This window comes from Pseudomonas sp. 10(2024) (assembly GCF_045164175.1).
GTDB lineage: Bacteria > Pseudomonadota > Gammaproteobacteria > Pseudomonadales > Pseudomonadaceae > Aquipseudomonas > Aquipseudomonas alloputida.
Window position 1 is genome coordinate 1,026,403 of the sequence record NZ_CP174006.1, and the last position, 16,403, is coordinate 1,042,805.

15 protein-coding genes are annotated in these 16,403 nt (G+C 62.8%); 6 read left to right on the top strand and 9 right to left on the bottom strand.

Annotated features, from left to right (window positions below; genetic code table 11):
• Positions 1-159 precede the first annotated feature (159 nt).
• Positions 160-1,080: an iron-sulfur-binding ferredoxin reductase gene (locus ACI7M0_RS04590; protein WP_129932308.1), complete on the top strand. Its 921-nt coding sequence runs from the start codon at positions 160-162 to the stop codon at positions 1,078-1,080.
• 41 nt (positions 1,081-1,121) lie between these two features.
• Here the strand turns inward: ACI7M0_RS04590 and ACI7M0_RS04595 are convergent, their stop codons facing one another.
• On the bottom strand, positions 1,122-1,850 hold the full coding sequence (locus tag ACI7M0_RS04595) for a phosphatase PAP2 family protein (RefSeq protein WP_064492393.1): 729 nt from the start codon (positions 1,848-1,850) through the stop codon (positions 1,122-1,124).
• 183 nt (positions 1,851-2,033) lie between these two features.
• Here ACI7M0_RS04595 and colR point away from each other — a divergent pair, with 183 nt between their 5' ends.
• The 5 genes from colR to ACI7M0_RS04620 all read left to right on the top strand — a co-directional run bounded on the left by colR (position 2,034) and on the right by ACI7M0_RS04620 (position 5,743).
• On the top strand, positions 2,034-2,717 hold the full coding sequence (gene colR / locus ACI7M0_RS04600) for a two-component system response regulator ColR (protein ID WP_003255215.1): 684 nt from the start codon (positions 2,034-2,036) through the stop codon (positions 2,715-2,717).
• Positions 2,707-4,017 (top strand): HAMP domain-containing sensor histidine kinase, encoded by a 1,311-nt coding sequence (locus ACI7M0_RS04605; protein WP_064492394.1) that lies wholly within the window; start codon positions 2,707-2,709, stop codon positions 4,015-4,017. Before colR ends, ACI7M0_RS04605 begins: the two co-directional genes overlap by 11 nt.
• 107 nt (positions 4,018-4,124) lie before the next feature.
• Entirely contained in the window at positions 4,125-4,805 is a 681-nt protein-coding gene (locus ACI7M0_RS04610; RefSeq protein WP_010952107.1) for a class I SAM-dependent methyltransferase, read from the top strand.
• Positions 4,806-4,811: 6 nt separating this feature from the next.
• Positions 4,812-5,510 carry a lipopolysaccharide kinase InaA family protein gene (locus ACI7M0_RS04615; RefSeq protein ID WP_049586448.1) on the top strand — a complete coding sequence of 233 codons (699 nt, stop codon included), beginning with the start codon at positions 4,812-4,814 and terminating at the stop codon, positions 5,508-5,510.
• Positions 5,510-5,743, top strand: coding sequence for a hypothetical protein (locus ACI7M0_RS04620; RefSeq protein WP_010952109.1), 234 nt, complete (start codon positions 5,510-5,512; stop codon positions 5,741-5,743). Before ACI7M0_RS04615 ends, ACI7M0_RS04620 begins: the two co-directional genes overlap by 1 nt.
• A gap of 106 nt (positions 5,744-5,849) precedes the next feature.
• Here the strand turns inward: ACI7M0_RS04620 and ACI7M0_RS04625 are convergent, their stop codons facing one another.
• The 8 genes from ACI7M0_RS04625 to ACI7M0_RS04660 all read right to left on the bottom strand — a co-directional run bounded on the left by ACI7M0_RS04625 (position 5,850) and on the right by ACI7M0_RS04660 (position 16,349).
• Complete coding sequence (locus tag ACI7M0_RS04625; protein WP_129932309.1) at positions 5,850-8,894, bottom strand: multidrug efflux RND transporter permease subunit; 3,045 nt, start codon at positions 8,892-8,894, stop codon at positions 5,850-5,852.
• Between the two features lies 1 nt (position 8,895).
• Entirely contained in the window at positions 8,896-10,053 is a 1,158-nt protein-coding gene (locus tag ACI7M0_RS04630; protein WP_129932310.1) for an efflux RND transporter periplasmic adaptor subunit, read from the bottom strand.
• Positions 10,054-10,271: 218 nt separating this feature from the next.
• Positions 10,272-11,369, bottom strand: a complete 1,098-nt coding sequence (locus tag ACI7M0_RS04635; RefSeq protein ID WP_129932311.1) for a DUF1513 domain-containing protein — start codon at positions 11,367-11,369, stop codon at positions 10,272-10,274.
• A gap of 2 nt (positions 11,370-11,371) precedes the next feature.
• Positions 11,372-12,436, bottom strand: coding sequence for an imelysin family protein (locus ACI7M0_RS04640; RefSeq protein ID WP_104960841.1), 1,065 nt, complete (start codon positions 12,434-12,436; stop codon positions 11,372-11,374).
• Between the two features lie 19 nt (positions 12,437-12,455).
• Positions 12,456-13,883: a di-heme oxidoredictase family protein gene (locus tag ACI7M0_RS04645; protein ID WP_129932312.1), complete on the bottom strand. Its 1,428-nt coding sequence runs from the start codon at positions 13,881-13,883 to the stop codon at positions 12,456-12,458.
• A 109-nt stretch (positions 13,884-13,992) separates the two neighbouring features.
• Positions 13,993-14,379: a hypothetical protein gene (locus tag ACI7M0_RS04650; RefSeq protein ID WP_020192047.1), complete on the bottom strand. Its 387-nt coding sequence runs from the start codon at positions 14,377-14,379 to the stop codon at positions 13,993-13,995.
• Between the two features lie 14 nt (positions 14,380-14,393).
• The gene (locus tag ACI7M0_RS04655) at positions 14,394-14,876 is read right to left on the bottom strand and encodes a hypothetical protein (RefSeq protein ID WP_049586451.1); all 483 of its coding nucleotides are present in this window, start codon (positions 14,874-14,876) and stop codon (positions 14,394-14,396) included.
• A 141-nt stretch (positions 14,877-15,017) separates the two neighbouring features.
• The gene (locus tag ACI7M0_RS04660) at positions 15,018-16,349 is read right to left on the bottom strand and encodes an imelysin family protein (RefSeq protein WP_129932313.1); all 1,332 of its coding nucleotides are present in this window, start codon (positions 16,347-16,349) and stop codon (positions 15,018-15,020) included.
• Positions 16,350-16,403: the final 54 nt, after the last annotated feature.

Genomic DNA, 16,403 nt, shown 5'->3' on the forward strand with positions numbered 1-16,403 from the left:
GTCAGGCCGACGGAAAAAGGCGCGGCAGTATAGCGCGCATCCGTGCCCGGCACACCTGCGGCCGGTCTGGACCATGGTCGGCAGCGCGCAGGCATCTATTTTGCTGGTGTGCTCTGCTTGGCTTACAGTGAGCCTTGGACAGCAGGAGATGTACCGAACATGCCCGAAATTTGCGTGGGCGAGCGCCGCTGGCTGGTGCCCATTGGCAGCAACCTGCTCGATGCCCTCAACGAGGCGGGGCTGAATGTGCCTTACAGTTGCCGCGCTGGCAGTTGCCACGCCTGCCTGGTGCGCTGCCTGGAAGGGCAACCGGCAGACGCTTTGCCCGAGGCGTTGGCGTTGGAGAAACACGCCCAGGGCTGGCGCCTGGCCTGCCAGTGCCGGGTGGTCGAGGACCTGCGTGTGGCGCTATACGACCCCCTGCTGGGCGGTGTCCCGGCGCAGGTCTGTGCGTTGGACTGGTTTGGCGATGTGTTGCGCCTGCGGTTGCGCCCCGATCGGGTGGTACGTTATCAGGCGGGGCAGCACGTGGTGCTGTGGCTAGGCGCGGTTGCTCGGCCTTATTCCTTGGCCAGCCTGCCGGGCCAGGATGATTTTCTCGAGTTTCATATCGATTGCCAGCGGCCTGGTGCCTTTTGCGACAAGGCGCGCGGTCTGCAGGTCGGCGATGAGATGCGTTTGGGGGAGTTCAGAGGCGGAGCCCTTCATTACGACCCTGATTGGCAGGAGCGGCCGCTGTGGTTGCTGGCTGCGGGAACCGGGCTGGCGCCGCTCTGGGGGATCTTGCGCGAAGCGTTGCGCCGGGGGCATCGGGGCGAAATCCGGGTGGTGCATGTGGCGCGGGATCCGGCTGGGCACTATCTGGCGGAGAAGCTGCTGAAGCTGCCAAGGGTCAGTGTCGAGCTGGTGCTGGTGGAGCATGTGGATGAAGCGTTGGCCGGGATGCGGCTGTTGTCGCGACAGACGGTGGCGCTGCTGTGTGGGGCACCGGGGAGTGTCGAGCGGTTTGCCCGACGCATGTTCATGGCAGGGGTACCGCGGGGACAGGTGTTTGCTGATGTGTTCGTCGAGCATGCCTGAGTAGCATTTGAAGTGCGAAGGGCCGCAAAGCGGCCCCTCTTTCATGCGGCGCTGCGCTCGGCGACGGGCACCTCGGCCAGCCCCCGCCGATAGAGAACCAGGTAATACGACCCCAATCCGATCAACCAGCAGAACACTGCCGTCCACACATTGTGCGACAGGAAGTGCGCCCCCTGCATCATCCTGCCCACCGACAGTATCGACCCTGCTGTCAAGGCCACTACAAACGCCACCCGCGCCAGGCGCGGCTTGCGATCACGCAGCATGAAGAACAAGGCGAACAGGCAGAAACCCGTCGCTGCATGCCCGCCCGGCCAGCACAGGCCAGGCTTGTCGGTAGGCGGCCGTGGTTCCAGCAGCTTGCTGTAGGTTTCGGTGCCGCCAAACTGGGTCAGGCTCCAGGGGCACTGCACCTGGGTGACTTTTTTCAGCGGCGTGACAAACGCCGTGGACAAGCCCAGTGCCAGCGCCAGGCAGCCCAGTTCACGGCGCCAGCCAAACAGGCGCTTCCAGAAAAAGCTCGCGGCAAAGGTCAGCAGCGATATCACCCCCAACAGGATCACCACTTGCTTGACCCGGTCATGCAGGATGTTTTCCAACAGGTAACTGTGGCGGCCAATGAACTGCCCGGCAGCGGGGTCGAAGAACAGGTTGGCGACATCCATGTCGACTGAAGTCAGCTCCAGCAGGATCAAGGCCACCGCAGTCGCCAGGGGAATCCCCAGGTACAGCCAGTAGTTGATCGGGCGGGGGCGGGTGCGTTGCTGCATGACGGCTCCAGGGCGCGAAAAAGATCGGGCATTGTCGACCGCCCGCTATCCTGTGTCCGTGAAGGATCAGTGAAAAAACCGTCAAGTGCGGTGAATTTTCCCCAGGGCTGGCACCGTCCAGGCATAGGCCTTAAGCTGCGCCTGCCGCGCACCACAGCGAGAAGCGCCGCACAGGAGAAACCGATGCGCATTCTTTTGGTTGAAGACAACCGCGATATCCTGGCCAACCTGGCCGATTACCTGGGCATGAAAGGCTACACCGTCGACTGTGCCCAGGATGGCCTGTCCGGGCTGCATCTGGCCGCCACCGAACACTACGACCTGATCGTACTCGACATCATGCTGCCAGGCATCGATGGCTACACCCTGTGCAAGCGCCTGCGCGAAGATGCCCGCCGTGACACGCCGGTGATCATGCTCACTGCCCGTGACCAGCTGGACGACCGCCTGCAGGGCTTCCGCTCGGGGGCTGACGACTACCTGCTCAAGCCATTTGCCCTGTCGGAGCTGGCGGCGCGCATCGAAGCGGTGCTGCGCCGTGCCCAGGGCGGTGGGCGCCGCACCCTGCAGGTGGCTGACCTGAGCTACGACCTCGATACCCTGGAGGTTACCCGCCAGGGTCGCCTGTTGAAGCTCAACCCGGTCGGCCTCAAGCTGCTGGCGGTACTGATGCAGAAAAGCCCGCACGTACTGCGCCGCGAGGTGCTGGAAGAAGCCTTGTGGGGCGACGACTGCCCCGATAGCGACAGCCTGCGCAGCCATGTGCATCAACTGCGCCAGGTGATCGACAAACCGTTTGAAAAACCGTTGCTGCATACCGTCCATGGCGTCGGCTATCGCCTCGCCGAGGGCCGCGATGGAGTTTAAGCAAAGCCTTGCCCAGCGCATCATCATCGCCTTTGCCCTGATGAGCGCGCTGGTGGCCGGGGCCTTCGCATTCGGTATCGTCGGCACGGTGCACCTGGTCGAAGAGCGACTGATTTCCTCGGTACTGGGCGGTGACCTGCAGCGCCTGCTGCGTATGGACAGCGTCAGTGACTGGAGTCATCGGCCTCGCCCAGATCAGCTGTTCTATTTCAGCGGCGGGCGTGACGACTTCGAGCTGCCCAAGGACCTGCGTCACCTCGACCGCGGTTTCCACGAGGTGTTCCGAGACCAGCTGTCCTACCACGCCATGGTCGAGATCGTCGATGGTCGCCGTTATGTACTGCTGCAGGACCAGAGCGACTTCGAGGAGCGCGAGCGCGTACTGTTTGCCGTGGTTGTGGTGGGCTTCGTGCTCAGCCTGGTGCTGGCGGTCATCCTTGGCTGGCTGGTTGCACGTCGGGTAATGGCACCGGTCATCCGCCTGGCGCGTCAGGTGCGCCACCGCGATCAACTACTGGGCCTGGCCCCGCCGCTGGCTCCGGATTATGCGGCAGACGAAGTCGGCCAGCTTGCAGTGGCTTTCGACGATACCCTGGGCCGGCTGCGTGATGCGCTGACCCGCGAGCGGCTGTTCACCAGCGACGTCAGCCACGAGCTGCGCACGCCGTTGATGGTGTTGGCTACCTCGTGTGAGCTTCTGATGGAAAACCCTGGCCTCGATGCCCGCGCGCGTAGCCAGGTGGAGCGCGTGGCGCGGGCCACCGAAGAGATGCGCGAGCTGGTCAAGACCTTCCTCATGTTGGCCCGCGCGCAGCGTGATGAGGGGGCAGTGGCGTCACGGGCGACCCTGCGCGAAGTGGCCGACGAGCTCATCGGGGTGTGGCGCGACACCATCGAACAGAAAGGCCTCACCCTGTATTTCGATGGCCGCGTGAGCGCTAGCCCTGTGCTGTACAACGCCACCTTCCTGCAGTCGGTGATGGGCAACCTGCTGCGCAATGCGGCGCACTACACCGACAGTGGGTATATCCGCCTGAGCCTGGAAGCCAACGGTTTCAGCGTAGAGGACAGTGGCGTGGGTATCCCCGAAGAGCAGCGTGAGGCCATGTTCAGGCCGTTCGTGCGCGGCGATGAACGGCGTGGCGAGGGGCTTGGGCTGGGGCTTTCGCTGGTGCAGCGGATCTGCGACGACCAAGGTTGGCGTGTCACCCTGACATCCACCTTGCCGCATGGCTGCCGCTTCCAGGTGGACCTGAGCAACACCGCGGCCAAAGGCGACCCGGACGCCCTGGTCGAGTAATTTCTTGTATCAGGTCAACTGGTGCCCAACGTTTTTTTCACATTGGCATGACCTGATTCCAACGCTTGCATGACTAGTGTGGGCGCAATGGAGTCAGGAGATGCCCAATGCGTAGCCCCATCAAGCTTGAATTTTCCGAGAAGTACGACAAAGACCATGCGCGCGAGTACTTTCTCAAGCACCAGGACGGCCTGGCGCGACGCCTTTCCCACAAGCGAGATGAGCAGTTGGCGCGCCGCGCCTTGGCATTGGCGGGCGAGCCTGGCCTGGTACTCGACCTGCCATGCGGAGCGGGCCGTTTCTGGCCGCTGTTGGCGGAAAAGCCCAATCGGGTAATCATCGGTGCCGACAACTCCGAGGCTATGATCGAGACAGCCTGTGCGGCGCAACCGCCAGAAGTGGTGGCACGGGTACGGCCTTTGCAGACTTCTGCATTTGCCATCGACCTGCCAGATAACGCCGTGGACAGCATTTTCTGCATGCGCCTGTTCCATCACATTGGCGAGTCGGCGCACAGAAAGACCATTCTTTCGGAATTTCAACGGGTTAGCCGTGATAGTGTGATCCTTTCCCTGTGGGTGGATGGCAACTTCAAGGCCTGGCGGCGGAAAAAGCTAGAGCAACGCCGTAGCGCCAAGGCCGAGCAGGATAATTACCAGAACCGTTTCGTGTTACCTGCCGAAACGGTCGAAGAAGAATTCAGGGCCGCCGGCTTCAGAATCCAGGAACGCCTCGACTTCCTGCCGTTCTATGCCATGTGGCGGGTCTATGTATTGCGTAAGGGGTAGTATTTGATGGCTGTAGCCCATAAAGGGGAAGCGCAGTTCGATTTTTACTGGCGCCAGCAAGGCGAGTGGGTCGAGGAGCCTAACCAGCGCCGCGGCGGCGAGAGTGGCGTGCAACGCCTCAACGATGCCGATGGCAAGCTGTTGTATGCCAAACGCCAGGTTGGGCATATCTACCGCAGCCTGTTGCACCCTTTTGGTCGGCCGACCGTGTTGCGTGAACTCGATGCGCTGAACAGTTTCGAGCAGTTGGGCGTGCGTGTACCGCGCATCGTCTTCTGTGGCGCGCAGCGCGATGCCGAGCACCAGTGGCGCGCGCTGCTGGTCAGCGAAGCGCTGGACGGTTTTGTCGAACTCGACACCTGGCATGCCGAAGGTGCCCGCGAGCGTTACCCGCAGGTGGTGCATGAGCGCATGCTCAAGGACCTGGCGGACAACCTGGCGCGAATGCACCTGGGGCACTGGCAGCACGGCTGCCTGTATGGCAAGCACGTATTCATCAAGGTAATCGGCGAGGGCGAGCAGGCCCGCGTCGAAGTGGCGCTGCTGGACCTGGAAAAGTGCAGGCGGCGCATCAGCTGCCAGCGGGCGGCCGGCAATGACTTGCGTCAGCTACGCCGCCATTCGTCGCTCAATGACGCGGAATGGCGGACGCTGCTCTACTTTTACAAGATGGCGTTTGGCAGCGCTGTCAAAGGGTTAGAGTAATGAAACTAGAAATTGCTCGAGCTTTGTTCCTGGTAGCTGGCCTGGCGGTGACCACCGTGGCGGTGGCTGCCTGGGAAGAGCCGAGGCCAACCGTGTTCAGCAAGGCTGAGATGGCAGACCAGTGCGCGTTGCCGCGGGATGCAAAACCGCAGCAGCAGGCCCGGAGCGAGCCGGACCAGGACCTTTTGCTGTTCCTGTTTGGCCTGCGTCAAGGGTTGCGGTCACAGGGATGAACCCTGCGTTAGCTGGAAAAGCCAGAGGCCTCGCGATTGCGGGGCCTTTGGTTTTTTGCGGCTGCCTTGCCGGCCTCTTCGCGGGCAAGCCCGCCCCAAGGTCGGTTCAAGCGATTGCAGGTGCCTTGGCGCTCGCCTTGTGCGCCAGCAGGGTGTAGATGCACGGCAACACAAACAAGGTAAACAGCGTGCCAATCGACATCCCGGTGGCAATCACCATACCGATGTCAAACCGGCTGACCGCTCCCGCCCCGCTTGCCAGAATCAGCGGCACCATGCCGAACACCATAGCCGCAGTGGTCATCAGCACCGGCCGCAGGCGAATGGCCGCTGCTTCCTCGATCGCTTCGCGCACACTCAGGCCACGCTCATCGCGTAGCTGATTGGCGAACTCGACGATCAGGATACCGTGCTTGCTGATAAGCCCGATCAATGTCACCAGCCCGACCTGGGTGTAGATGTTCATGCTCGACACGCCCAGGAACAGCGGCAAAAGCGCGCCACAGATGGACAACGGCACTGTCACCAGAATCACCAACGGGTCGCGGAAGCTTTCGAACTGTGCAGCCAGCACGAGGAAAATGATCGCCAGCGCCAGGCCGAAGGTGACCCACAATGCGCTTCCTTCCTGTACAAACTGGCGGGCCGCGCCGGCGTAGTCGAAGGCAAAGCCTTCCGGGGCCTCTTCGCGAGCGATGTCCTGCACGGTCTTGAGCGCCTCGCCCAGGCTGACCATGGGCACGCCCTGAATGATCGCAGCGTTCAGTTGCTGGAACTGGTTGAGCTGGCGTGGGCGAGCGCGGTCGGTGAGGGTGATCAGGGTCGACAGCGGCAGCAACTGGCCCTGGTCGTTCTTCACGTAGTAGTTGTTCAGCCAGCCGGGGTTGTCGCGGTAAGGCCGTTCAACCTGGGCGATCACCTTGTAACTGCGGCCTTCAAGGGTGAAACGGTTGATTTCCGCCTCGCCCAGCAGGGTCGCCAGGGTGCCGCCGAGGGTGTCCATCGACACCCCCATCTGCGCCGCCTTTGCCCGGTCGATGTCCACCACCACTTCGGGCTTGTCGAAGGCAAGATCGATATCAAGGAAGGCGAACTTGCCCGATTCCTGAGCGCGCGTCTTGATGCGTTGGGCCACGTCCAGCAGTGCCGGGTAGTCGCCAGCGGTATTGATCACGAACTGGAATGGCAAGCCCTCGCCAGTGCCGGGTAATGAAGGCAGGTTGAAGCCGAAGATCTGCAGCCCGCTGATTTCCTCGAGTTTGGCCTGCACCAGCGGCAGTAGCTCCATCTGTGTGCGTTCGCGCTCGTTCCAGGGCTTGAGCAAAAAACCACCGATACCGGTCTGTACGCCGTTGAAGCCGTTGATCTGAAACGACGAGTAATACTCGGGGAAGGCCTTGAACAGCGGTGTGAACTGGTCGGTGTAGGCGTTGAGGTAGTCGAGGTTGGCCGGTTGAGGCGAGCTGCTCATCATGAAGATCACCCCCTGGTCCTCGTTGGGCGCCAGTTCGTTCTGGGTGAATTTGAGCAGCACCGGGATCAGGCACAGGATGATCACGGCAAACACCAGCACCACCGGCCGGCTGTCGAGGGTGGCGTGAAGCACGCGCTGGTAGCGCCCTTTCAGGCGTTCGAACAGCTGATCGAGGCGGTGGGCCAGGCCGCTCGGGTTCTGCTCCCGGCGCAGCAGCAGGGCGCACATCATCGGTGACAGGGTCAGGGCAACGATACCGGAAATGATCACCGCCCCGGCCAGCGTCAGGGCAAACTCCTTGAACAGCGCGCCGGTGAGCCCGGTGAGGAAGCCGATCGGTGCATACACGGCGGCAAGGGTGATGGTCATGGACACCACTGGCATGGCAATTTCGCGCGCGCCTTCCAGGGCTGCGTCGAACGGCGACTTGCCTTCTTCCATGTGCCGGTGAATGTTTTCCACCACCACAATGGCATCGTCCACCACCAGGCCGATGGCCAGCACCATGGCGAGCAGGGTCAGCAGGTTGAGCGAGTAGCCCATCATCTGCATGAAGAACAGTACACCGATCATCGACAGCGGTATGGTCACCACCGGAATCAGTACCGAGCGCAGGGCACCGAGGAACAGGAACACCACCACGATGACGATCAGCACCGCTTCGCCCAAGGTCTTGATCACTTCGTCGATCGAGGCCTGGATGAACCGCGTGGCGTCGTAGGCAATCGATACGTTCAGTGCCGAGGGCAGCTGGCTTTCCAGCTCAGGCATGATGCGCCGCACTTCCTTGATGACATCCAGCGGGTTGGCGGCCGGGGTGGCCTTGATGCCGATATAGACCGACGGGGTGCCGTCGAACGAGCTGACTGTGTCGTAGTTTTCTGCGCCCATCTCGACCCGCGCCACATCGCCCAGCAGCACGCGGCTGTCACCGCTTGTCTTGAGCGGCAGGGCGGCGAATGCCTCGGCCGACTTCAGCTCGGTGCTGGCGTTGACGCTGGTGACCACGTATTCGCCTTTCACCTCGCCAGCGGCGGAAAGGAAGTTGTAGCGGCGTACGGCATTGGTCACGTCGGTAGCCGAAAGGCCGAAACCAGCCAGCTTCACCGGGTCCAGCCAAAGGCGCATGGCGAACACCTGGTTGCCGAGGATCTCCGCCTCGGCCATGCCCGGCAGAGTGGCCAGCTTGGGCTGAATAACCCGTGACAGGTAGTCGGTGATTTGCGGGTTGCTCATTTCCTTGCTGTAGAAGCTGACGTACATCAGCGCCGAGGCGTCGGCAGCTTCCTTGCTCAGTACCGGGTCTTCGGAGTCCTGGGGTAGCTTGTTTCGCACCTCATTGGCCTTGGCCAGCAGCTCGGTGAACAGCCGGTCGCTGTCGGCGCCAATGCGCGCGTAAATGGAAATGATCGAGAAATTCTGCCGGCTCACCGAGGTCATGTAGTCGATGCCTTCGGCGCTGGCCAGGCTTTGCTGCAATGGCTGGGTGATATAACCCTGAATGGTTTCGGCGTTGGCCCCGGGGTAGGCGGTGGTGACCGTGATCAGGGCGTTTTCCATTTGCGGGTACTGGCGGATCTGCAGCTTGTTCCAGGCCTGGAAGCCGAGCAGCAGAATCAGCAGGCTGACCACGCTGGCCAGCACCGGGCGGCGGATGAACGGGTCGGTGAACGCCATGTCAGCCTCCTGAGTCCTTGGCCGCTGCGCCCGCTTCGGGCTGGAGGGCGTTGTCCTGGCCAATGCGTATTGCGGCACCGGGTGTGAGTTTCAGCTGCCCGGCGGTGACCACCTGTTCCCCGGCCTGCAGGCCTTCGCTGACTACAACCACGCCGTCTCGGCGCTCGCCAGTCTTTACCGTGCGCTGTTCGGCGACCAGCTGGGGTTGGCCCTTGTCGTCGTATTCCGGCTTGCCGTCCTTGTCCTTTTTCGGTGAGGCGACATACACCGAGTTGCCATACAGGGTGTAGGTAATGGCGCTTTCCGGCACCACCACTTGCGGCTGCGGGTTGGGCAGCAGGATCAACAGGCTGGCGAACATGCCTGGCAGCAGTTTGCCGTCGGGGTTGGCCATGGTGGCGCGTACCAGCAGGTTGCGCGTGGTTTCCTCGACCTTGGGGTTGATGGCGCTGAGGCTGCCGGGGAAGCGCTGACCCGGGTAGGCGGCCACTTGCACCAGCACCTTCTGGCCCAGGCTCAGGTGTGGCAGCGCCTGTTCCGGCACGTTGAAGTCTACGTACAGGCTGGAGGTGTCTTGCAGGGTGGCGATCACAGTGCCGGCGGCCAGGTACTGGCCGATGTCCACCTGGCGGATGCCGATGGTGCCGCTGAAAGGTGCATTGATGCGTTTCTTGATCTTCTGCGCCTTAAGCTGCTCGACCACCGCCTGGTTGCGCCGGTACTGGGAGGAAAGGCGGTCGAACTCGCCGCGGGAGATGGCCGAATCACCAACCAGCTGGCTGCCACGGCCGAAGTCGACCTTGGCCAGGCCCAGGTCGGCCAGGGCGGTACCGAGCAGGGCTGTTTCCTGATCGTCGTTGAGCTGCAAGAGCAGTTGCCCGGCCTTGACCTGCTGGCCTGAGTCGAAGTGCAGGGATTTGACGATGCCTTCCACCTCCAGGCTCAGATCCACGCCCTGCAGCGCCTTGAGGCTGCCGACAGCGGGCAGGCGCTCTTGCCACGGGCGTTGTTCGGCCATGGCAGCCGCCACGGTGATGGGGGGCTTGGGGGCAGTGAACATCTGGATCTGCTGGTAGATCGAGAAGGCTTTGTAACCCCCCAGGGCCAGCACGATCAGCAGAACCACGGCCAACATGATGAGCATGCGGCGGCGCAGCATAGGTCCGGTTCCTTGGATGCAGTTGTTATTCGCTTCTACACGACAACGGGCGATCCTGCCCACGTGTGAATGGGGGAAGTATTGACTGTTTTTCCGGAGGTGGGGCGTGAAATGCCTGTGCCGGCCTTTTCGCGGCTAAAGCCGCTCCTACAGGGACTGTGTAGAACCCTGTGGGATCGGCTTCAGCTGGGAGAAGGCCAGTGAATGCAACAGAAAAATCAGACGAGATGCAGGTGGTTGTCCCAGAAGCCGGACGGCAGGTTCATCGGTTGCCCGACCAGTTCGGCCTTGCGGCAATCGTAGAACCGGCAGCGGCCCTGCCCGGAGGTGACGACAAAGCCGTCCTTCACCGCGCCAACGCCTGCGCAGTCGGGCATCGGGGCATCCAGCCGCACCGCGCCGCTGTCCAGGTCCCAGATGAACAGGCGGTTGGCCCGCGGTGCCGTCAGCGCCACCAGCCGCAGCTCGCTGTGGATGGCAACGCTTGCGGTGTATTGGGCCATGGCTTGCAGTTGCCGCTCCGGTACCGGGAAGGCCTTGAATGGCTCACCCGGGCGCTTGATCGCCAGCAGCTCGGCAGTTTCATCGGCATCGCCCATGAACTGCTGGCAGGCGGCGATGGTGCCATCGCTGGCCACTGCCAGGTGTCGCACGCTGTTCATCTGCTGGGCCAGGGTTTCCTTGCTCAACAGGGTGCCGTCGCGCTGCATCAGCACCAGGCTCGGTTGCATGGCGTCGAGGTTCATCTCGACACGGCTTTCGGCCTCGGTACGGATACCGCCGTTGGCCACGACCAGCGTTTCACCGTCAGGCAGCCAGGCAACCTCGTGCGGGCCGATACCGTGGGTCGGGATTTCACCGGTGTGCACCAGGCGATCGCCTTCGAAACGGTACACGCCAAGCACGCCGCGCCCTGGGTCGGTGGTGTCGTTCTCGGTGGCATACAACCATTCGCCGCCTTTGTGCACGACGGCGTGGCCATAGAAGTGCCGGTTCGGCTGCGAGGCTACCGTTTGCAGCAGGCGCCCGTCACGCAGGTCGATCAGGTAGCTTTCGGTACCTGGGCGGCGGGCGACGAACAGAGCGATTGGCTGCTCAGGGTGGTGGATGATGGCATGGCAACGCTGAGCGACCTGCGTGCTGAACACCTGTGTGCCATCCAGGCGAAAACCTACGGCATAGTGCTGGCCGTCGCCGTTGTCACGCGCCGAGAGCAGCAAGGGTTCGCTGCCTTTGCTGCGGAACAGGCTCCAGCCGCCCAAGGTGAGGGCACTGAGCAATACGCTACCGAGTTTGAGTGCCTGGCGTCGCAGCATGATCAGTCACCGTCGTTGGCATTGAAGCCCAGCTGGATGTTCAGCGCCTTGGCCAGATCGCCTTCGTGCAGGCGGTGGACGACGTTCAAGCTGTCGTAGATCTGGTTGAGGGTTTGCTGACCGGCGTCGTCGGCCAGCAGCTCACCCAGCGTTTTCTGGTTGTCGGCCAGCAACTTGAGCGAGGTAGCGTAGGCGGCGTCGATCTTGTCCGCCAGCGCTTTCTGATCGCTGGGCAACAGGCCGCGCAGGCCCTGGTTGTCTACCCCGACCCAGACGGCTTCGGCGGCCTTGAGGCTGGCCTGCAGGCTGTTCATCGAGTTGTGGCTGCGCCAGGCCTCGGCCTGCAGCGGCTGCGGGATGCCCTTGCTCTGACGGCCCATCGGTGCGCCGAGCTTCTTCTTCAGGGTGTCCAGGGCGGTCACCTGGGCGCGCAGCAGATCGGCGATAGCCTCATGGGAGTCGGCATAGCGCTGGTTGGGGAACTTGGTCATCTGCGAAAGCATGCCGTCGGTGCTGTTCCAGCCTTTGAGAATCTCCTCTGCCAAGGCCTTCTGGTGCGCGCCGATGGCCACCAGCAGCGGGCAGTAGCGGGCTTTCTGTTCGGCCGTGGCGATGTCCGGCTTGCTGTCGAACAGGATGTACTCATAGGCCGACAGGCCACGCACCACCACGCTGGACTTGCCCAAGACCTCAGCATCAACCGGCTTGTCGCCGTTGACCAGTTGTTCGACCTGACGGCCGACCAGGTTTTTCTTGTCGGGCCAGAATTGTACCTGCCAGGCGCGGTTGCCTTCGGCCAACGGGCCGACCAGCAGCGGTTGCAGCTCGGCCCAGGCTTTTTGTGCGTTGAGGAAGTCGGCGCGGGCTTTGTCCAGGCTTTCCTTGCCTTCGCAGTAGGCCAGGGCGCTGGCAGCCAGCGTACGGTCGGCTTCGACCCAGCGGCTGTAGGTAGGCAGGATCACCTGGTTGGCGATGGCGGCGGAGGTCACTGCTTGCGGGTCTTGTGGCGAGCAGGCACCGAGGGCGAGTGCGGCGAGGCTTGTGAACAACAGTTTGGGTCGGAACATGCCCGGCTCCTTTGCGCGTTTAAAGTGAGTTCAGGAACGCGAGCAACGCAGCGCGCTGCTCGGCATCGAAAGTGAGTACGAAATTGCGTGCCGCCTCGGCTTCGCCACCGTGCCACAGCACGGCCTCAAGCAGGTTGCGGGCGCGGCCGTCATGCAGGAACTGGCTATGGCCACTGACCGTTTCGCTCAGGCCGATGCCCCACAGTGGCGGCGTACGCCAGTCCTGGCCGTTGGCGGCGAATTCGGTGCGCTCGTCGGCCAGCCCCGGGCCCATGTCATGCAGCAGCAGGTCGCTATAGGGGCGTATGACCTGGTTGGCCAACGCGGGTTCGGTGGCGTCGGCGGCGGTGGTGAACTGCGGTGTGTGGCAACCTTGGCAACCCGCCTGGTAGAACAGGTTCTTGCCCGCCAGTACCTGTGGCGAGCCGACGTCGCGGCGGGCCGGCACAGCCAGGTTGCGGGTGTAGAACGTGACCAGGCGCAGGATGTTGTCGCTGACTTCTTTCTCGCCATCGGCCCCGTCGCCGTTGGGCGCAGCCAGGCAGCCGGTTTGTGCCTGGGTGCAATCGTCGTTGGGCAGCAGGGTGCTGGTCAGGCCCATGTCGCCGGCAAAGGCGTGCACGTTCTGCTGGTTGACGTTGGGCTGCCCGGCTTTCCAGCCGAAGCGGCCGATCACTGTTTTGCCCTGGGCGTCGTCCCACACACGGTTGGCCCGCCCGCGGATGCCATCGCGGTTACGGTCGTCCGGGTCTTCGTTGGCCAGCATGTCGGCTTCGGGGATCGCTTCAAGCAGGCCCAGGCCGATCATCGGTGGTGCCACCCGCGCAGAAAAGCGCGTGTCGGGGTGCATCACTCCATAGCCGAGCTGGGTGATTTGCAGGGCCGGCTTGCGCAGCTCGACCTGATGGCCGTCCTTGAATGACACGGTTTCGCGGGTGTAGCTCACCCGCACCTTGCCTTCGGGCGCCACGCCGGGGATGGCCATGTCCTGCAGCTGGGTACCGTAGACGGGCTCTGGCACCACGCCGAGGCGTTCGATCACTTTGGCCAGGTAGGGTTGGTCGGGGATCGACAGGCGTACCAGCATACCCACGGCGTTGCTGTCGCCCGGCTCTGGTGGGTGGCCACGGCCGTCGCGCACGTGGCAGTTCTGACAGGCGTTGGTATTGAACAACGGACCCAGACCATCACGCGCGGTGGTGGTTGACGGCGCGATCACCCAAGGGTTGCGAAAGAAGCTGTTACCCACGGCGAAGTCCAGGCGTAGCTCTGGCGAGAGGTTGGCCGAGGGCAGGGAATAGGCATTGCGGTCGCTGCGCTGCACGGTCGCCTGGCCACCCGACAACGCTTCGCCGGGCTCGGCGTGGGTGAAGCGCGGGGCGTCGTCACAGGCGGCCAAGGCCAGGGCCAGCAGCAGGGGGGGGAGTCGGGACAGCGACAAGGACATCTAGAATCCTGGGCGTGAGCGAAAAACCGGCGTGCAGCTTAGCAGGCCCAGGATCATTGAATAAGAGCAATTTGCGTTTGCTTGATGAAATCGCTGCGAGCGCGGTTGGTCAGGCCATATAGAGCATGAAGTGTCGGTTGACCAGGTTGACGATCAGGTTCTTGTTGCCGCCACCGCGATTATCGCCGGTGACTTCGATGACTTCTTCGCTGGTGTATTCCATGGAGGAGGCGGTAATGCACTTGACCGCGTCCATGTGCGCAGGTTGCCAGTAATCCTGGAATATCCAGATGCTGGTGTCGGCAGACGGGCCGAGGATCAGGCGCAAGGCCTTGTGGTTCTCAGTCGATCTGCCGATCCACGGGATGGCCAGCGAGCCATTCCAGACGTGTTGTGCGCCGACTGCCAGGCTGTTGCTGCGGTTTTCACCGTCGATCAGGGTCAGGGTATAAGGCGTGTTATTGGCGATGGAGCGCAAGTAGGTGACGTTGGCCATGTAGTGTTTTCCTTTCAATGTTCAGTTTTCGGGCGGGGTAACGGGCTGGTCGGGGCGCGATAGACATAGGCCGCGAGCAAGGTGATTTCGTTGAACGGGGGGGCGAGCTCGGCGGGATGAAAGCGACCGAGCAGCTGCATCCCATGGTCAATGGCGACTGCCTCGAACATCCGGCGGTCGGTTTCGTTGGGGTCGTAGAGGTAGATCTTGCCGGGGCGGGCAACTACCCGGCACATTTCCTCGGCCACACGGTGGGTGATCGGAGCGCCCATCAGCGTCACGTGAGGGACTGCATGGTCGTCGAGGGGGAAGTCCGGAGCATCGTATTCGTATACGACGATGAGGTTGGGAATGTGCCCGCCAGCGAACGGCCCGTTGGAGATGAGCTGGCCAGCCTTGTTCAGGTTGTACGCATCGTTGAATCCGGTGATGAGGTCTTCCCCATTCATGCGCTGGACGATTCGGCCTTCGCCCCAGACATCAAGAATCTGCAGCACTGTGCCTCCTGTTAGGTTTGATCGAAGGCCTACAGGATGAGCATCTGCGCGCACGCCAGGCAGCGGGAAGCGTTTTACCCGGCAGCAAACGAAAACGCCCGGCACAAGGCCGGGCGTTTGCGGTGAAGCGCTACAGCAGGATCAGAACTCGTGATCCGCAGTGTCCGGGTTCAGATTGGCAATGCCCAGCTTGCCCGCAGCCTGTTCGATCGACCCGGTCTGCTTGACCAGGGCGGCGATGGCGTCCCGTACAACCTGGTTGCCGGCAGCGTTGTCGGCGGCGATCAGCTGGTCGTAGTGCTCGCCTTTGAGGGCGTGGTCTACGATCACCTGAAGCTTGGCCTCGGTGGCTTCCAGATCGGCCTTGAGGGCTGCATCGGCGGCCGGGTCAACCTTGGCGACCAGCGACGACAGGCTAGGGCCGGTCAGCTTGGTGCCGTCCGGGCGGGTGTACTCGCCCAGGTAGACGTTGCGGATGCCCTTGGCGTCGTAGAAGTGCGAGTAGTGGGTGTTGTCGCTGAAGCAGTCTTGCTCGTCTTCCGGCGAGTTGGCTTCCAGCGAAACTTTCATGCGCTCGCCAGCCAGCTCGCCCAGCGACAGGCTGCCCATGCCGAACAGCATCTTGCGCAGGCCGTCGTTGACAGGCTCGGCTTCCAGCTTGGCGCGGTAGTTGTCGGCGACGTTCGGTGCCCAGTTGCCGACCATCTCTTCGAGGTCGGTCACCAGCAGGTCGGTAACCGCTTTCAGGTAGGCGCGGCGGCGGTCGTTGTGGCCGCCGGTAGCGCCCTGGCCTTCCAGGTAGTCGGATGCCGGGCGGTTGCCAGCGCCAGGGCCGGTGCCGTTCAGGTCCTGGCCCCAGAGCAGGAATTCGATGGCGTGATAGCCCGTGGCAACGTTGGCCTCGGAGCCAGCCAGCTCGTTCAGGCTAGCCAGTTTTTCGGGGGTGATGTCCTTGACGTCGACCTTCTCTTCACCCACCTGGATCTCGGTGTTGGCGATGATGTTGGCGCTGGCCCCCGGGTTGCCCAAGGCGTGCTCGTAGCTCTTGTCGACGTAGTCGATCAGGCCTTCGTCCAGGGGCCAGGCGTTCACCTGGCCTTCCCAGTCGTCGATGATGGTGTTGCCAAAGCGGAAGGTTTCGCTCTGCAGGTACGGTACGCGCGCGGCGAACCAGGCTTCCTTGGCGGCTTTCAGCGTTTCGTCGTTGGGCTTGGCCAGGAACGCGTCGACTGCGGTCTGCAGCGTCTTGGCAGTGCTCAGCGAGTCGCTGTACACGGCGTAGACCATGTCGGTGTAATGCTTGACCACGGCTTTGCCGGTTGCTTCGTCGACAGCCCCTGGCGCAGCGGTGGTGGCAGCAGCAGGTGCCTGGGCTTGCGGCGCGGCGGCTTTTTCGTCCTTGCCTTCACCGCAACCGGCGAGGGCGATGGCAATGGCCAGCAGACTGGCGGAGGCCAGAGGCATTCGAATCATTATTGGTTTTCCTGCATCGTGTGGTTGGACCAAAGGGGTGGACCGTGCGCCGTG

Coding starts and splice junctions, on each gene's coding strand:
- colR (WP_003255215.1), top strand. CDS start 2,034: ATGCGCATTCTTTTGGTTGAAGACAACCGCGATATCCTGGCCAACCTG.
- ACI7M0_RS04650 (WP_020192047.1), bottom strand. CDS start 14,379: ATGGCCAACGTCACCTACTTGCGCTCCATCGCCAATAACACGCCTTAT.
- ACI7M0_RS04625 (WP_129932309.1), bottom strand. CDS start 8,894: ATGGCGTTCACCGACCCGTTCATCCGCCGCCCGGTGCTGGCCAGCGTG.
- ACI7M0_RS04645 (WP_129932312.1), bottom strand. CDS start 13,883: ATGTCCTTGTCGCTGTCCCGACTCCCCCCCCTGCTGCTGGCCCTGGCC.
- ACI7M0_RS04595 (WP_064492393.1), bottom strand. CDS start 1,850: ATGCAGCAACGCACCCGCCCCCGCCCGATCAACTACTGGCTGTACCTG.
- ACI7M0_RS04590 (WP_129932308.1), top strand. CDS start 160: ATGCCCGAAATTTGCGTGGGCGAGCGCCGCTGGCTGGTGCCCATTGGC.
- ACI7M0_RS04615 (WP_049586448.1), top strand. CDS start 4,812: ATGGCTGTAGCCCATAAAGGGGAAGCGCAGTTCGATTTTTACTGGCGC.
- ACI7M0_RS04635 (WP_129932311.1), bottom strand. CDS start 11,369: ATGCTGCGACGCCAGGCACTCAAACTCGGTAGCGTATTGCTCAGTGCC.
- ACI7M0_RS04610 (WP_010952107.1), top strand. CDS start 4,125: ATGCGTAGCCCCATCAAGCTTGAATTTTCCGAGAAGTACGACAAAGAC.
- ACI7M0_RS04660 (WP_129932313.1), bottom strand. CDS start 16,349: ATGATTCGAATGCCTCTGGCCTCCGCCAGTCTGCTGGCCATTGCCATC.
- ACI7M0_RS04620 (WP_010952109.1), top strand. CDS start 5,510: ATGAAACTAGAAATTGCTCGAGCTTTGTTCCTGGTAGCTGGCCTGGCG.
- ACI7M0_RS04605 (WP_064492394.1), top strand. CDS start 2,707: ATGGAGTTTAAGCAAAGCCTTGCCCAGCGCATCATCATCGCCTTTGCC.
- ACI7M0_RS04640 (WP_104960841.1), bottom strand. CDS start 12,436: ATGTTCCGACCCAAACTGTTGTTCACAAGCCTCGCCGCACTCGCCCTC.
- ACI7M0_RS04630 (WP_129932310.1), bottom strand. CDS start 10,053: ATGCTGCGCCGCCGCATGCTCATCATGTTGGCCGTGGTTCTGCTGATC.